Here is a 14,853-nt window from a genome sequence, read left to right on the forward strand (position 1 = left end):
ACACGGGTTATCGCGGCCAGACACCCTCGAACACCGTTACCGCCGGGCCGGTCTTGAAGACGTGGTTCGACCCCTCATCCCAGCGCAACCGCAGATCACCCCCCGGAAGATGGGCAAGAAGCTCCCGATCGGTCCGACCCGTCAGCACACCCGCCACGCATACCGCGCACGCCCCTGTGCCGCATGCCTGGGTGATTCCGCTCCCCCGCTCCCACGTGCGCATGGTGACTTCCGCGGGTGTGTGAACCTGGACAAAGTGGACGTTGACCCGCCTGGGAAAGACCGTCGCGTGCTCAATCACCGGCCCGATCGACGCCAGCGGCACGGCGGCCGCGTCGTCGCAGTAGAAAACGACGTGCGGATTGCCCATCGACACCGTCGTCATGCGCGGATCGAGTCCGCACGTGCGAACCCACGCATCGCCCCCGTCGATGGACCACGACCACAGCCCATCGGACGAGTGGTTGACCACCTTCGACGCACCCCGCACATCAACGGGCACTCGCGACGGCTCCAGGATCGGCTCACCCATGTCCACCGTGGCGGCGATCACCCGATCGCTCGCATCGGTGGTGAAATCGATCGACAGCACCCCCGCCCCGGTCTGCACGCGGATGGGTTTCGCCTTCGTCAGTCCCCGGTCATGCGCGAACTTGGCGACGCAGCGGATGCCATTGCCGCACATCTCCGACTCGCTGCCGTCGGCGTTGAACATGCGCATGCGCACGTGGGCGTCCACGCCGCCATCGGGCGGCATGATGACGATCAGCCCGTCCGCCCCGATGCCGGTGTGTCGATGGCTGATCTCGCGCGACAGGGCGGGCAGGTCATACGCCGCCATCTCGCGCTGCTGTGCGAATCCATCGACATAGATGTAGTCGTTGGCCGCGCCATGCATCTTGACGAAGCGGAAGGACATGCTCGATTCTCACCAGGGAAGGGCGTCATCGTAGCCCCGGGTTGATCGTTCGCTTGCGTTGTCAAACCCGCCCGAAGGCCCGTTGCGCCAGGTGTCGTACGCCGCCACGGCGATCGACGCCGCCAGCACGATGGCGGCCGCCAGCTTGATGCGCCGCACCACGCGGTCGATGGGCGGCGAGCGCAGAGGCGAACCGGCCAGACGGCGCAGGTTCCGCTGACGCCAGGCGATCGATCCGTGCCGCCAGCTGGATCGCCTGGGATTGATGCCGTGCAGCAGCGACACGGTGCGCAGCGCCTGAGCCATCACGGTCACGGCTTCGGAGGTGATGACGGCGCCTTCATCATGTTCGCCCCGCGCCTCGCGCAGGCCGCTCAGGTGCTGGGCGGCGAAGGCGTCGGCCTGTCCCTCGAAGCGGCGGCTGATCCAGCCGAATCCCACAAAGGCCAGCAGCACGACGCCCGCCATCACGCCGTGCAGCAGCCAGCCGCCGTTTGACGCGTCCACCGCCCGCAGCGCAAAGTCCAGCACCAGCGACGGGGCCAGAATGAGCGCGAAGAGGCAGGCGATGAGCCAGGGCAGGTGGTGACGACGCGCGTGGCCCACCTCGTGGGCCATCACCGCGATCACCTCGGCGGGGCGCATGGCCTGCAGAAGGGCGTCGGTGAGAATGACGTACCGCAACGGACCGATCAGCCCCATCACCGCGCCGTTGATCATCGAGCCGTGCGTGTCCCACAGCAGCACATCGCGCACGCCCACTCGATGGTCGCGGCAGACCTGCAGCAGGGCCTGCCGCACATCGGGGTCGGGCATGGGCCTGAGCCCCAGCACCACGCGGGCCAGCAGCGGGGCGAAAAGGAACACGACCGCCGCGCCCCCCAGCGTGAGCACGTCGCGCTGCCATTGATGGCGGCTGGAATCCGGTCCCACGCCGTAGAGCGCATCCACCACGTCGCCGATGGTGATGATGATGAGCAGCGGAACGAGGATGAACAGGATGTTGACGCGCCACTGAAGGAGCAGGTAATCCCATCGGCTTCGTGGGCGTGGAACGGCCCGCCCGGACGCCGCGGCGTCGAGCGTGATGGCGTCGCGCAGACGCCGCGCCATCGGTTCGTGCAGCAGCCAGAGGAGCGTCAGCCCCGCGAGAGGCGGAAGAATCGCCAGCACAAGGTCGAGGAGAATGACATTCCCGCCGAAGCAGTCCTGTGCGGCGCCCATCCATCCGAACACCTGCACCGACGCCCCGTGAACGATGAGCACCCCCCACTGCCCGCCCGCGAGGGCGCGGTCGGCCAGGTCCACCCATTTCAGCCGTCCCTCCTGGTCGAAGCGGGCGGCGCAGCGCCGCATCACCAGCGCGAACCACGCCGCCACCAGCGCCATACCGCCCCAGGCGAACGCCGCCGCCCCCCACCCCCGCGCCAGCGCGGCGGTATCGGGGTCCAGCACATATCCCGCCTCCGCCGCGTGCGCCAGACCGACAATCAGAATGGCGTACAACTGCAGCATCAGCCAGGATCAGAAGAACGGCCCCGGTCCGGTTGTCCTCAATCGGCCCGCTTGATCTCGCCCAGGTCAACGACCACGCGATCATGCCTGTAGAAGTCCACGTTCATGGTCCGGCGATCGACCGATGTGAACACCAGGCAGTTGGCCCGCACGTTCTGCGCGTAGTCGAGGTCGCCCAGCCCCGGCCCGGCGTACTGCGCGTTGTCGTGACGCTGCACGTGGAAGTGGAAGTGGAACACGGCGCCGTAGCCCGCCTCGATCATCGCGGGCGAAGACTCAAAGCGGTTGTCGTGGTAACGCACCCGCGGGATGAACTCGATCACCTCGAAGCGGTGCTTCTCGTCCAGCCGGATCAGGCCGCCGTACTCGGTGGACTTGTCCGCCCGATCACGCTCGGCGTAGTCGAACAGGTGGTTCACCACCTCCGGCACGCTGAGGGCGCGCATGGCCAGCAGCATCGCGGCCAGATCACCCCACGTGAGCTTGTCGCGATGATCGTTGAGATACTGATCGTTGGTGCCGATGTACCCCTCGTACGCGCCCGGACGGTTGCCACCCATGTGCCGCTTGCGGCCTCGTAGGACGCCGTCCACGCGCTGGTACAGATCGTCGCGCGAGGCGGTGAGCAGCTCCGGCTCGTGCTTCGACGCGGCGACCAGAATCGGCAGGTCGCGGAGCTCGATCGTCGCCCGCGACGCGGGCGGCAGCGCGCGGATGACCGAGGCCGCCTCGGTCCAGAACGTCGCCCACGCCGGCTGGCGCAGCGTGCGCACCCACAGTATCTCCTCGTAGTTGGCGGGCACGATGCCCAGCTCCGTCGCGCCGGCCTTCAGGTCGATGAGCATCGCGTCCTGGCTCGATTCATCCACCGACTGAAGCAGCTGCGTCAGCCGCTCGCGCTGGCCCAGTCGATGAAGCAGCGTCCACGCCGCGCGGCGGAAGCCCTGCAGCGCCACCGTGTTGCTCTCCACCAGCATCTGGAAGACCTGGTCGATGACGCGGTCGCGTCCATACAGGCGCGCCAGCGCCAGGTACTCGGGTCGGTCGGTCTCGCTGTCCACCCAGCCGGGCATGGGGATGGCCCAGGCCCGCACCAGCGCCTGGGAGAGATCGGTCCAGCCGCGCTCCGCGATGATTTCGCAGAGGCGACGCCGCCACTGCAGAGCGTCCAGACGGGGCAACCGCAATCCGATCGTCTCGAAGAGGCCCGCCTTGTCACGCTGCTCCAGCAGGTTGAGGGCCGCCTCGCGCACTTCCGGGGTGTAGCCGGGACGGTACATCATCCCGCGCAGCACCTGACGCTCCTCCTCGGTCAGGTCGCGGCCCTTGAGCGACTCAATGGCGCCCATGTACCGACGGGGCGTCTGCTCGGGCGTGTTGAGTTCCTTGACCGGGTCGTCCACCGCCAGCGGGGTGGAGCACCCGGCGCAGCACGCGAGCATGAGGACAAGCGGAAGGAGCGCCGCACGAAACGGAGAAACGAATCGCATGGGGAGCAAGTGTAGGTGACTGGCTTCGCCGGGTCCGACGAAGCGCCCACGTGGGCTATCATTGATCGAGGCGGTCCGCAACCCATTCGTGGGATTCACACGCCGGGAGCTCGACATGGCCAAGGCGATCGACATGCAGACAGGCACGCTCGAGGATCGAGTGGCGGCCGTCATCGACCTAATCCGACCGGCGGTCCAGGCCGACGGGGGCGATGTCGAATTCGTGGGCGTCACCCCGGAACGGATGGTGCAGGTGCGGTTCCACGGGGCATGCGTGGGCTGCCCTTCAAGCACGCTGACCCTCCAGTCAGGGATCGAGCGGTCGCTCCGGGATCGAATCCCCGAAGTTCGTGGCGTGCAAGCCGTTGACTGACAACAAGTTGCGCCAGAATTGTTTTTGTTCGTGCTCTCCCAAGGACGCTCAACGTCGGGCCCCTTGGTGGGGAGTGACCCGTGAATGCGGCGCGGATGAACCCCGCCATCGCTTTCGGCATCCAATCGGCGAGGGGTCGTTCTTCGCCCCCGTGGCCGTTTGCCCTGATGGGCGGCTTTTTTCTCGCCAGCGATCACGCCGATCGGTTACAATCCCTCGGGCTTGAGTCTGGTGGGCCGTGCGCGGTCGCGCACGGAAACGGACAGGAGGTCCGCGATGCTGGTGGTGTCACGCAAAGAAGGGGAAGAGGTCGTGATCGGCGATCCGAGCAATCCGCTCGGCATCGTGCGCGTGGCGTCGGTGAAAGGCGAACGGGTGCGCCTGGCGTTCAGTTTTCCAAGGCACGTTCAGGTCTTTCGACGTGAACTGGCCGACGAAATCCTGAGCGGCACGCATGTGAACCCGGTTGTCGGCACGATCAAGCCGAACACGAGCGCTGGTGCTGGTTGATTGATCGCGGACGCGTGCTTCTCGCGCGAGGGTGATCGTGCGCGCCGAGCGACGGACGCCGACGTAAAAAGCCCGCGCCGCCTGGTGGCGGGCGACGCGGGCGATGCGGGAAGTGGTCGAAAGGCCTTCGGCTCGCGGCAACGAGCCGAAGGACAGCTTGGAGTCCGTGGAGCGGGGCCCCGATCCACGTTTCCTGGAGGTGTGGGCCATCCCTGCCCGCCTCCACCCCGCGAACTACCGGGTCATCCCTGACCCACGAATGCCCGGTCGCTGAGCGTCTTCCGGCGTTGCGCGCTCCGGCTGGCTGCCCGCCCGTCCCTGGGCGATCTTCGTCCGTGATGGGCCATCCACCCTTCCCTGAGCGGCGCCCGGCAACCAACGCTCACCGACCGACCCAAAGGCAGGTGATCCGAGCCCGGATCACGTGCCGTCTTTCCCTCCTCCGTTCATGTGCCGCCGCTCCCGCATCGCCATGCGGGCGCGGAGCATGACTTCCGCCTGTCTGGCGCGGCGCTCCGCCCGGTCGCGCTGCCACGACTCGGGGTCGCGCAGCTCCAGGTGATCGCGCATCCCGATGATCATCACGCTCGAACCCAGCCCCGCGTCCGCCAGCAACTCCTCCGGCACGCGCACGCGACCCGCGCTGTCGATCTCGACCAGGCGCGCCAGGGGAAACGTGGCTTCCGCGAAGGCCAACTCGTCCTCGCCGGGCACCAGCGACTGCTCCAGATCCGCCGCCATCGTCTCGAAGGTCTTCTCCGGCCAGAGCCAGAGCGAGCCGTTCGGACCGGGCACCACGTAGAACGTGGGCGGGAGTTTCTCGCGCTCCAGACGCGAACGCACCTCGGCGGGAATCGCCAGACGCTGCTTCGAGTCGATGGTGTGGAGGAACTCGCCGGTGAAGAGCACGCATGGACGCCCCAAGAGGTGACGAGCCACACTTTACCCCACTATGCCCCACAATGCAACACCATCGCCCAATCAACACCTCAGATTCGACACATTTCCTCATGTCCGTCATGGCGATCGACCGAAAACCCGCATCCCAGGCCCGTTGCAGCGCGGTTTGATCGCCGCCCCAATCGGGCGAGATTGGGTCTCTTCAGAACTCATCCACAGGTTGTCAACAGTCAGAATCGTCCTGACAACTGGGTTGCGCCTCACCGCGACGCTGTCAGGCATGGTGGCACAACGCCATCACCTGTTCGGTAAGACGTTGGTCAAACACCGATTCGCTGAATCGCTCTGCTGACTGGCGACAGGCCGCGGACTCCCATGAGCGCGCCTCGAACTGCCGAAGCGCCCCGCCGAGCGCCTCGACCGTCTGCGACTCGAAGAACACGCCGCACTCCTCCGCCACTGTTTCGAGCGCGCCCCCCGCCGCGTAGGCGATCACCGGGCAGCCGCACGCCTGCGCTTCCACCGCGATGATGCCGAAGTCCTCCATCTGCGGCTGGATCAGGGCGCGGGCCCGGCGATACAAGTCGCGCAGCGAGGCGTCATCGACGCGCCCCAGAAACTCGATCGTTCCAGGCGGCGCGCCGTGCTCACGCATCGTTCGCCGCGCCAGCCGCTCGAGCGCGCCGCGCTGAGATCCGCTTCCCGCGATTCGCAGGCGTGCCCGCCGTGCTGTGCAGGCGCGAATCGCCAGGTCCACGCGCTTGTAGGGCTCCAGGGCGCCGACGAGCAGATGCCAATCCTCTCGCGGGACGGCGGGGTCGGGCGTGAAGAACGTCGTCCGCACCGGCGGAGGCGCCACGACCGCCTCGCGCTCCCAGCAGCGCTCGATGCGTTTCGCCGTGTGCTGGCTGTTGGCGAGAAACCGCGTGACGCGCGAGCAGACGGCGCGATCCCACCGCTGAAAGCGCCGCCTGATCATCCGCAGCCCGGCGGCGCGCAGACCGCCCAGGGCCCCGTGGCGATAGTCTTCCAGCTGATCCCATGCGTAGCGTGCGGGCGAGTGGCAGTAGCACAGGTGAGGAATCGGCTCGCCATCCGGTCGCGTCGGCGGAATGATCGCCTTCATCACCGCGGAGCTGGTGGAGATGAGCAGGTCGCACCCGTCTGGGTGCTCCGGTCCGCGCACGCGCAGCCGCTCAACCGCCCACGGCATGATCGGGAAGCACCACCGCCGCAGCCGCCCCGACGCCCCCGGAATCCGCTGCAGCGGCGACGTGATGACGCGGCAGGCGGCGATCGCGTCCGTGAGAAACCGACCATCGTTGACCAGCGTGTAGAGGGTGGTCGGTCCGTACAGGCGCGCCAGGGCGTCAAGCACCCACTCCCCGCCGCGCAGACCGACGAGCCAGTCGTGGGCGAGATGGATGCGGGGGCCGGGCACGCCGGGAGCGTAGCACACCCACTCGTGAGTACGGGTATCGCGCCGCGTCTCGATGCATCTCTGCAACGTGGTCCACCACGTCCGACCCCGCCCCTACCATCCCCCGCCATGACCTCCCTCTCACCACGAGCGGCGGACGCATCCGCTTCGCGCCCGGGCGATGCCCCGCGGTCGCCGGTTTCCGTCAGCCCGGCTCCCGGCGTCCGCCCCGTCAACGCCTCCAACCGTTTCGGCTGGGACTACCAGCGCGAGGCCGCGTCGTTCGGCCCGCCGGTGGCGCCGATCATCGACATCCACTCGCACGTCAACGGTCGCCGGGCCGCCGCGCTGTTGCTGCGGGCCTGCGACCTGTACGGCGTGCAGACCGTCTACTCGATGACGATGTACGAGGAGGCGGACGTGGTGCGCGAGGTGTTCGGCGATCGCATCCGCTTCATTGCCGTACCCGACTACTGGGCCAAGGAGAACCGACGCCACGCCCTGGCCGATGGATATATCCGCCGCATCGAGGAATGGCACGCCAAGGGCGCGCGGGTCGCCAAGCTGTGGGCCGCGCCCCGGTCGATCGACACCGCCCGCGAGCTGGGCGACCCCACGCTCTTCCGGCTCGACGCCCCATCGCGGATTGCCGCCGTGGAGACCGCCGTGGGGCTGGGCATGTCAATCATGGTTCACGTGGCCGACCCGGACACCTGGTTCGCCACCAAGTACGCCGATGCGTCGATCTACGGCACGAAGGAGTCGCAGTACGATCCCTTCGAGCGGCTGCTGGATCGCTTCCGCTCCACCACGTTCATCGCCGCTCACATGGCCGGCACGCCGGAGAATCTGGCGTTTCTCTCAGCGCTGCTGGATCGCCACCCCAACCTCGTCATTGACACCAGCGCCTGCAAGTGGCAGGTGCGCGAATGGTCAAAGCACCGGCAGGAGGAGATGCTGGGGTTCCTGCTGCGATACCGCACGCGCATTCTGTACGGGTCCGACATCGTGACCACTGACGACCATCTCACCAGCGAGGGCGACAAGAGCAACGAAATGCAGCGCAAGGCAGGCAGCGAGCAGGAGGCCTTCGACCTCTACGCCAGCCGCTACTGGTGCTACCGCGCCATGCTGGAGACGGACTACGAAGGCGAGTCGCCCGTGGCCGACCCGGACCTGGCGATGGTGGAGCCGGATCGCTTCAGCAACATGAGCGCGCCCCGGCTGGTGGGCCGGGCGCTGCCGCCCGAGCTGCTGCGCCAGATCTACCACGACAACGCACGCCGTCTGTTCGGCTGACGCAGTCGAATCACGCTCACGCATCGAGAACCTCGCGGCATGATCCGATGGATCGACGGACATCTCGACCTGGCGTACCTGGCGGCCCAGGGACGCGACCTGACCCGCCCCTGCCGCGACGCCGCCACGGGGTGCGTGTCACTGCCCGACCTGCGCGAGGGGAGCGTCGAACTCTGCTTCGGGACCATCTTCCTCGACGTGGCGCGGGGGGGCCGCCCCGGATGCCTGGCCAGCGAAGACGTGGACGCCGTGGAGCGCGAGGCCCTGCGGCAGATCGTCATCTACGAGGAACTCGAACGTCAGGGCCACCTCCGGATCGTGCGTGACGCCGCCGACCTGCCCGCCATCACCCCTCCGACGGCTGACGCGTCGCCCCTTTCAGACGACGCACCGCTCCGCATGGTCATCCTGATGGAAGGCGCCGACCCGATTCGATCACCGGAGCACGTGCCGCACTGGCACGAGCGCGGCGTGCGCCTGGTGGGGATGACCTGGGCTTTCGGTTCACGGTACGCGGGCGGCAACGCGGCGCCAGGGCCGCTCACCGGGGCGGGGCGGGAACTGGTTCACGCCCTGGATGACGCGGGCATCATTCACGATCTCTCGCACCTGGCCGACGAAGCGATGGACGAGGTTCTCGACCTGGCGCGAGGCGCGGTGGCGGCGTCGCATTCCAACGCACGGGCGCTGATGCACGTGGAGAATCAGCCCCCCAACCAGCGGCACCTGCGCGATGAGTCAATCCGGGCCATCGCCTCGCGCGGCGGGGTGATTGGGCTCAACCTGTTCTCAAAGTTCCTGGCCAACGACCGCCGTGCAACGGTCGATGACGCCGTCGCCCACGTGGAGCACATCGCCGAAGTCATGGGCACAAGGCGGGGCGTCGCGCTGGGCTCCGACGCGGACGGCGGATTCCCCCCCACCGACCTGCCGATCGGGCTGGACCATCCACGCGCCTGGCGGGCCCTGCCCGCGGCGCTGGCGGCGCGGGGCTGGTCGCCCGACGATCTGCACGGCTTCCAGCGCGGCAACTGGGTGTGCTTTCTGCGCCGCGCCTGGCGGTGATTGAGCCATGACTGGCGATCGAAGGTCTACGCGAACAGACCGTCAAGCAGTTCGACGACGCCCTTGCCCTGCGTGGCGATGGTTTCGTGGATGGCGCGCCCGTCAGCGATGTCCAGCAGCTCGCGCTTGAGCTTGTTCTCGCCCGCGAAGTCCGCCTTGTTGATGACGAAGAGGTCGGCGATCTCCAGCAGACCCGCCTTGTCCATCTGCACCGAGTCGCCCATGCCGGGCACCACCACCACCGCGGTGCGATCCACGTAGTTGCGGATGGCCACATCGTTCTGCCCGGCGCCCACGGTTTCAATGATGAGCTTGTCGAAACCCGCGCCGCCGATCAGCTCCACGATGTCCGGCAGCGTGCGGTAGTCCTCGCCCACGATGGCCAGCGAGCGGTAGAAGATCTTCTCGTCCACGGTGTTGAAGTCCACGCGGAGACGATCGCCCAGCAGGGCGCCGCCCGTGATGGGGCTCATGGGGTCGAAGGCGACGACGGCCACGCGCTCGCCCCGGCGCACCGCCTCGGTGGCCATGGAAGCCACCAGGGTGCTCTTGCCCGCGCCGGGCGCGCCGGTGAGGCCGACCACCTGCCCGGGGCGGCGACGCGGGACATCGCCGGGCGCCTTGCCCGCGTGGGCGAAGGAGATCGCCCGCGCCAGCGTCGCGTGAGGATGGTCCGACTTCAGCGCGCCGTAGGGCTTCGTCGCCTCACGCACGCTCTGGATGATCTCATCCATCGACGTGCCGGTATGGAACACCTGGTTGACGCCGGACTCGAGCAGCGGCTGCACGTCCTCCTGGGGAATGATCCCCCCCACGTTGACCACCATGTCAGGCCGGCCCACCCTGCGGCACTCGTCCAGCAGGCGCGGCACCAGCACCATGTGCGAGTTGCTCATCATCGAGCAGGCGATCAGGTCGCAGTCCTCGTCGCGGGCTGAAATGGCCAGCGAACGGGGCGTCTGCCACAGCCCGGAATAAATGACGTGGACGCCCGAATCGCGCATGGCGCGGGCGATGAGCTTCACGCCCCGGTCGTGCCCATCCAGACCCATCTTGCCCAGCAGCACGCGCGGACGATGGGGCAGATCGGCGCAGCGATCCTTCTTCTCGATCGAAGTGGTCGGTTCGGTGGTGGGAACTGGCATGAACGGATTGATCCGGGCTGAAAAAGGGCTCGACCCGACATTCGCCGGCCCGAGCAGAAGCGGCGTCAATGGTAGACGACTGGGCGTGAAATGCGCCGAACGATCGTGGGGACAATGCGACCGAGACGCGATTCACGCGACTCGCCCGGCACGAGCGCGAACACACCCTCGGCGAACGCCCGGTCGGCGCCGGTTAGAATCGCCACCCCGAACCCACTCGCGGCGATTCCCCATGCAGCCATCCGGTCTCTGGCAAGTTTTCATCGATACCGGCGGCACCTTCACCGACTGCGTAGCGATCGATCCATCGGGGGAGACCCATCGGGCCAAGGTGCTCAGCTCGGGCGAGCTGCGCGCCGCCGTGTCGCGGGTGCTGACGAGCAACCGTGTTCGATTGAGCGAGCACGCCCCGTGGCCCGATGACTTCATCACCGGCTTCGAGGTGCGGCGGACCTCTTCGGGGCGCTCACCAGCGCATGGCGTCGACGGTTCCACCGCCAACGGCGATCCCCCACCGCGCGTCCTGACGTACCGCGCCGTCGATCAGGAGGTGACATTCGACCGGCCTCCCGTTCCGCCCCTCAGCCCCGGGGAGGTGATCGCCCTTGCGTCCGATGAGGAAACGCCCGTGCTGGCGGCGCGCCTGGTGACTGGAACGTCAGCGCGGAGCGCCTTGCCGCCCATCGAGCTGCGTCTGGCCACCACGCGGGCCACCAACGCCCTGCTGCAGCGGATCGGTCCTCCGGTGGCGTTCTTCGTGACGCGCGGGTTCGCCGACCTGCTCATCATCCGCGATCAGACGCGACCGGACCTGTTCGCCCGGCGCATCGAGCGTCCGCCCCCGCTGTATTCCCGCGTGATCGAGGTGGATGAGCGGCTGGACGCCTCCGGTCGGGTGATCGATCCGCTGGACGCCGCGTCGCTGGAGAACGCGGCGCGACAGGTGCTGGACCGCGGCGTGCGCCACGCGGCGGTGGCGCTCCTCCACGCCTACCTCCATCCCGCGCACGAGCGGCAGGCCGCGTCGATCCTGCGGCGGATGGGCTTCGAGCACGTGTCCACGTCCGCCGAGCTGTCGCCGCTCATCCGCATCGTGCCTCGGGCGGAGACCGCCGTGGTCAACGCCTTCACGTCACCGGCGATCGATGCATACCTGGAGCGCCTCTGGGCCGCCATGCCGGGGGCGACGATCCGCGTGATGACCAGCGCGGGCGGACTGGCGCGGGCTTCAGGCATCCGCGCCAAGGACTGCCTGCTCAGTGGACCCGCCGGGGGCGTGCTCGGCGCCGCCGAAGCGGGACGGCGCTCCGGATTCCGGCGCGTGATCGGGTTCGACATGGGCGGGACCAGCACCGACGTCTGCCGCGTCGATGAATCGCCGGAGTACCGTTTCGAGCACCAGGTCGGCGCGGGGCGCATCCAGGCCCCGGCGCTGGCGATCGAAACGGTCGCCGCGGGCGGAGGGTCGGTCTGCGCCTTCCGGCACGGGCGCCTGGAAGTCGGACCCCGCAGTGCCGGGGCTTCGCCGGGACCGGCGTGCTACGGACGGGGCGGACCACTCACCATCACCGACGTGAATCTGCTGCTGGGCCGGATCGTCCCCGAACGATTCGAGATTCCGCTCGATCCGAGCGCGGCGAAGCACGCCCTGTCGGACGTGCTGGCCGCGATCGAACGCGAAACCGGCCGACGCCCGGACCGTGACGTGGTGCTGGAGGCGTTTCTGGCCCTGGCGGACCAGCGGATGGCGGACGCCATGGCGCGTATCTCCATCCGCCGGGGGTTCGACGTTTCTGATTACGCGCTCGTGTCCTTCGGCGGCGCCGGGGGACAGCATTGCTGCCGTGTGGCCGAGCGGCTGGGCATCTCGACGGTGCTCATGCCGCGCGACGCCTCGCTGCTCAGCGCGGTGGGGCTGGGGGCGGCGTCCATCGAGCGCTTCGCCCAGCGGCAGGTGCTCCAGCCGCTCTCCGAGTTCCTCGGTCGCTTCGACGCGCTGCGCCACGAACTGGCGCGCGAGTGTTGCGCCCTGCTGACCGAGGAACTCGGCGCCGAGCCCGAGCGCGACGACATCTCCGAGCAGCGCCTCGTGGACGTTCGGCTGCTGGGGCAGGAGGCGACCATCACGCTGGAAGCAACCGAGGCCGCAGAAATTCAGCCACGGTTCGAGCGGGCGTATCACGCGCTGTACGGCCACGCGCCGGAGGGCAAGCCGATCGAAGTGGAGTCGATGCGCGTGATCATGCGAGTGCGTCGAAGGGCAGGCCAGACGCCTGCCCCACCAGCACCGAGGCGAACAGGCGAGTCGCCTGGGCCGGCGGCGGCTCCAGCGAGCCGCGACCGTGAGGGGGTGGCGCCCGCCACGCACAGGCATCGCGTCTGGGTCGGCGGCGCGTGGCGCGAGTCAGCGCGGCATGAGCGCGAAGCACTGATCCCGGGGACCATGCTACGTGGTCCCGCGGTCATTACCGGCGCCTCCAGCACGTTCATCATCGAGCCGGGCTGGTCGGCATTCGTCGATCCGTCGGACTGCCTGGTGCTGCGGCGTGAAGCGGACCATGACGCACCAACCCGACGCGCGGAGTCCGGGACGTCACCGCCGCCCGCGCGCCACGAACTGGCCGAGCGCGACCTGTTCATCAACCGGCTCACCTCCATCGCGGGCGAGATGGGCGATCTGCTGGAGCGCACCGCGATCTCGGTGAACGTGAAGGAGCGCCGCGACTTCTCCTGCGCCCTGCTGGATGGCGAAGGTCGTCTGCTGGTCAACGCGCCGCACATTCCCGTGCATCTTGGCGCGCTGGGGCTGTGCGTGCGGGCCGTCCGAGCCGCCCTGCCGATCGGGGCGGGCGACGTCATCATCACCAACCACCCCGCGTTCGGCGGTTCGCACCTGCCTGACGTGAGCATCATCACGCCGGTGTACGCGCCGGATCATCAACTCATCGGCTTCGCGGCGGCGCGGGCGCATCACGCGGAGATCGGCGGATCACGCCCCGGCTCGATGCCGCCCGACGCGCGAACGCTCGCGGAGGAGGGAGTCGTCATTCCCCCCATGCACCTCGTGAAGGGCGGCGAGCCCCGCTTCGACCGCGTCGAGCGGCTGCTTCGCGCCGACCCGTTCCCCAGCCGCGCGGTCTCCGACAATCTCGCCGACCTGCGCGCCCAGGTGGCGGCGACGCGTCGAGGCGCCGACGCCCTGGCCGCGCTGGTTCGGGAGCGCGGCGTCGACTTCGTCCGCCGGCAGATGGACGCCCTGCGCCGTCACGCATCCGAGCAGGCCCGCAAGGCCATCGCCACGCTGCCCGCGGCGCGGTTTGAGGCGGAGGAGTCGCTGGATGACGGATCACCTCTGCGCGTGGTCATCGACCGCGACGAGGATCGGCTCCGCATCGACTTCTCCGGCTCCGCCGCGGTGCATCCCGGCAATCTCAACGCCACGCCGGCCATTGTTCACAGCGTGGTGCTCTACGTGCTGCGCCTGCTGGTCGGCGAGGCCCTGCCGCTCAACGAGGGCATGCTGGAAACGGTGTCGATTCACGTCCCGCCGGGGCTGCTGAATCCGCCGTTCGATCTTTCCGATGCGACCCGTTGCCCGGCGGTCGTGGGCGGAAACACGGAAGTCAGCCAGCGGCTCACCGATACGCTCATCAAGGCGCTGGGGCTGATGGCCGCCGGACAGGGCACCATGAACAACCTGCTTTTCGGCGACGATCGCGTGTCGTACTATGAAACGATCTGCGGCGGCTCCGGCGCCGGGCCTGGATGGGATGGCGCCGACGCCGTGCAGACACACATGACCAACACCCGGCTGACCGACCCGGAAGTGCTGGAGCATCGCTTCCCGGTCATGCTGGAGCGATTCGTCATCCGGCGCGGCTCCGGCGGACGCGGCCGATGGCGCGGCGGGGACGGCGTGGTCCGGGAACTGCGCTTCCTGCGGCCCATGGCGGTCTCGGTGCTCACCCAGCGACGGGCCAGCGGACCCTTCGGAATGGAAGGCGGTTCACGCGGAGCGCCGGGGTTTCAGCGGATTGTGCGGTCCGATGGCGACGTGGTCGAACTCCGCTCCGTCGATGGCGCATCGGTGGACGCCGGTGATCGCCTCATCATCGAGACGCCGGGAGGCGGCGGGTGGGGACGGGCGACGGATGGGTGAATCCCCGATGCCGCGTGGAATCCAGTGACGCCCGACGTGTCCTTCCGTCAAGCAGGGG

11 protein-coding genes are annotated in these 14,853 nt (G+C 68.4%); 5 read left to right on the plus strand and 6 right to left on the minus strand.

The features are described 5' to 3' along the window. Positions 1-7: 7 nt before the first annotated feature. Genes HRU76_02615 through HRU76_02625 form a run of 3 tightly spaced genes read right to left on the minus strand, consistent with a single transcriptional unit; the run spans position 8 to position 3,924 of the window. Entirely contained in the window at positions 8-919 is a 912-nt protein-coding gene (locus HRU76_02615; protein QOJ16551.1) for a diaminopimelate epimerase, read from the minus strand. A 9-nt stretch (positions 920-928) separates the two neighbouring features. Beyond that, a complete protein-coding gene (locus HRU76_02620) occupies positions 929-2,434 on the minus strand; it encodes a M48 family metalloprotease (protein ID QOJ16552.1) in 1,506 nt (501 codons plus the stop codon). A gap of 38 nt (positions 2,435-2,472) precedes the next feature. After that, complete coding sequence (locus tag HRU76_02625) at positions 2,473-3,924, minus strand: hypothetical protein (protein QOJ16553.1); 1,452 nt, start codon at positions 3,922-3,924, stop codon at positions 2,473-2,475. Positions 3,925-4,057: 133 nt separating this feature from the next. Here HRU76_02625 and HRU76_02630 point away from each other — a divergent pair, with 133 nt between their 5' ends. Both HRU76_02630 and HRU76_02635 read left to right on the plus strand, forming a co-directional pair. Continuing rightward, positions 4,058-4,297 (plus strand): NifU family protein, encoded by a 240-nt coding sequence (locus HRU76_02630; protein QOJ19067.1) that lies wholly within the window; start codon positions 4,058-4,060, stop codon positions 4,295-4,297. A gap of 276 nt (positions 4,298-4,573) precedes the next feature. Then, positions 4,574-4,807 carry a carbon storage regulator gene (locus tag HRU76_02635; protein ID QOJ16554.1) on the plus strand — a complete coding sequence of 78 codons (234 nt, stop codon included), beginning with the start codon at positions 4,574-4,576 and terminating at the stop codon, positions 4,805-4,807. Between the two features lie 420 nt (positions 4,808-5,227). Here the strand turns inward: HRU76_02635 and HRU76_02640 are convergent, their stop codons facing one another. Next, positions 5,228-5,716, minus strand: a complete 489-nt coding sequence (locus tag HRU76_02640) for a hypothetical protein (GenBank protein ID QOJ16555.1) — start codon at positions 5,714-5,716, stop codon at positions 5,228-5,230. A gap of 265 nt (positions 5,717-5,981) precedes the next feature. Further along, on the minus strand, positions 5,982-7,148 hold the full coding sequence (locus tag HRU76_02645; protein QOJ16556.1) for a glycosyltransferase: 1,167 nt from the start codon (positions 7,146-7,148) through the stop codon (positions 5,982-5,984). A 108-nt stretch (positions 7,149-7,256) separates the two neighbouring features. Between HRU76_02645 and HRU76_02650 the strand changes: the two genes are divergently transcribed. Together HRU76_02650 and HRU76_02655 are read left to right on the plus strand one after the other, a co-directional pair. Continuing rightward, complete coding sequence (locus HRU76_02650) at positions 7,257-8,426, plus strand: amidohydrolase family protein (protein ID QOJ16557.1); 1,170 nt, start codon at positions 7,257-7,259, stop codon at positions 8,424-8,426. 39 nt (positions 8,427-8,465) lie between these two features. Beyond that, entirely contained in the window at positions 8,466-9,491 is a 1,026-nt protein-coding gene (locus HRU76_02655; protein ID QOJ16558.1) for a membrane dipeptidase, read from the plus strand. Between the two features lie 26 nt (positions 9,492-9,517). Here HRU76_02655 and HRU76_02660 read toward each other — a convergent pair whose 3' ends face one another. Then, on the minus strand, positions 9,518-10,636 hold the full coding sequence (locus tag HRU76_02660) for a cobalamin B12-binding domain-containing protein (protein ID QOJ16559.1): 1,119 nt from the start codon (positions 10,634-10,636) through the stop codon (positions 9,518-9,520). A 232-nt stretch (positions 10,637-10,868) separates the two neighbouring features. On the opposite strand from HRU76_02660, the gene HRU76_02665 reads away from it, so the two are divergent. Further along, positions 10,869-14,795, plus strand: a complete 3,927-nt coding sequence (locus tag HRU76_02665; protein QOJ16560.1) for a hydantoinase B/oxoprolinase family protein — start codon at positions 10,869-10,871, stop codon at positions 14,793-14,795. Positions 14,796-14,853: the final 58 nt, after the last annotated feature.

This window comes from Phycisphaeraceae bacterium (genome assembly GCA_015709595.1).
Taxonomy (GTDB): domain Bacteria; phylum Planctomycetota; class Phycisphaerae; order Phycisphaerales; family SM1A02; genus CAADGA01.

Excerpts from the sequence above, each read along its gene's own strand:
- HRU76_02625 (QOJ16553.1), bottom strand. The coding sequence starts at position 3,924 with ATGCGATTCGTTTCTCCGTTTCGTGCGGCGCTCCTTCCGCTTGTCCTC.
- HRU76_02650 (QOJ16557.1), top strand. The coding sequence starts at position 7,257 with ATGACCTCCCTCTCACCACGAGCGGCGGACGCATCCGCTTCGCGCCCG.
- HRU76_02630 (QOJ19067.1), top strand. The coding sequence starts at position 4,058 with ATGCAGACAGGCACGCTCGAGGATCGAGTGGCGGCCGTCATCGACCTA.
- HRU76_02635 (QOJ16554.1), top strand. The coding sequence starts at position 4,574 with ATGCTGGTGGTGTCACGCAAAGAAGGGGAAGAGGTCGTGATCGGCGAT.
- HRU76_02655 (QOJ16558.1), top strand. The coding sequence starts at position 8,466 with ATGATCCGATGGATCGACGGACATCTCGACCTGGCGTACCTGGCGGCC.
- HRU76_02665 (QOJ16560.1), top strand. The coding sequence starts at position 10,869 with ATGCAGCCATCCGGTCTCTGGCAAGTTTTCATCGATACCGGCGGCACC.
- HRU76_02615 (QOJ16551.1), bottom strand. The coding sequence starts at position 919 with ATGTCCTTCCGCTTCGTCAAGATGCATGGCGCGGCCAACGACTACATC.
- HRU76_02620 (QOJ16552.1), bottom strand. The coding sequence starts at position 2,434 with ATGCTGCAGTTGTACGCCATTCTGATTGTCGGTCTGGCGCACGCGGCG.
- HRU76_02660 (QOJ16559.1), bottom strand. The coding sequence starts at position 10,636 with ATGCCAGTTCCCACCACCGAACCGACCACTTCGATCGAGAAGAAGGAT.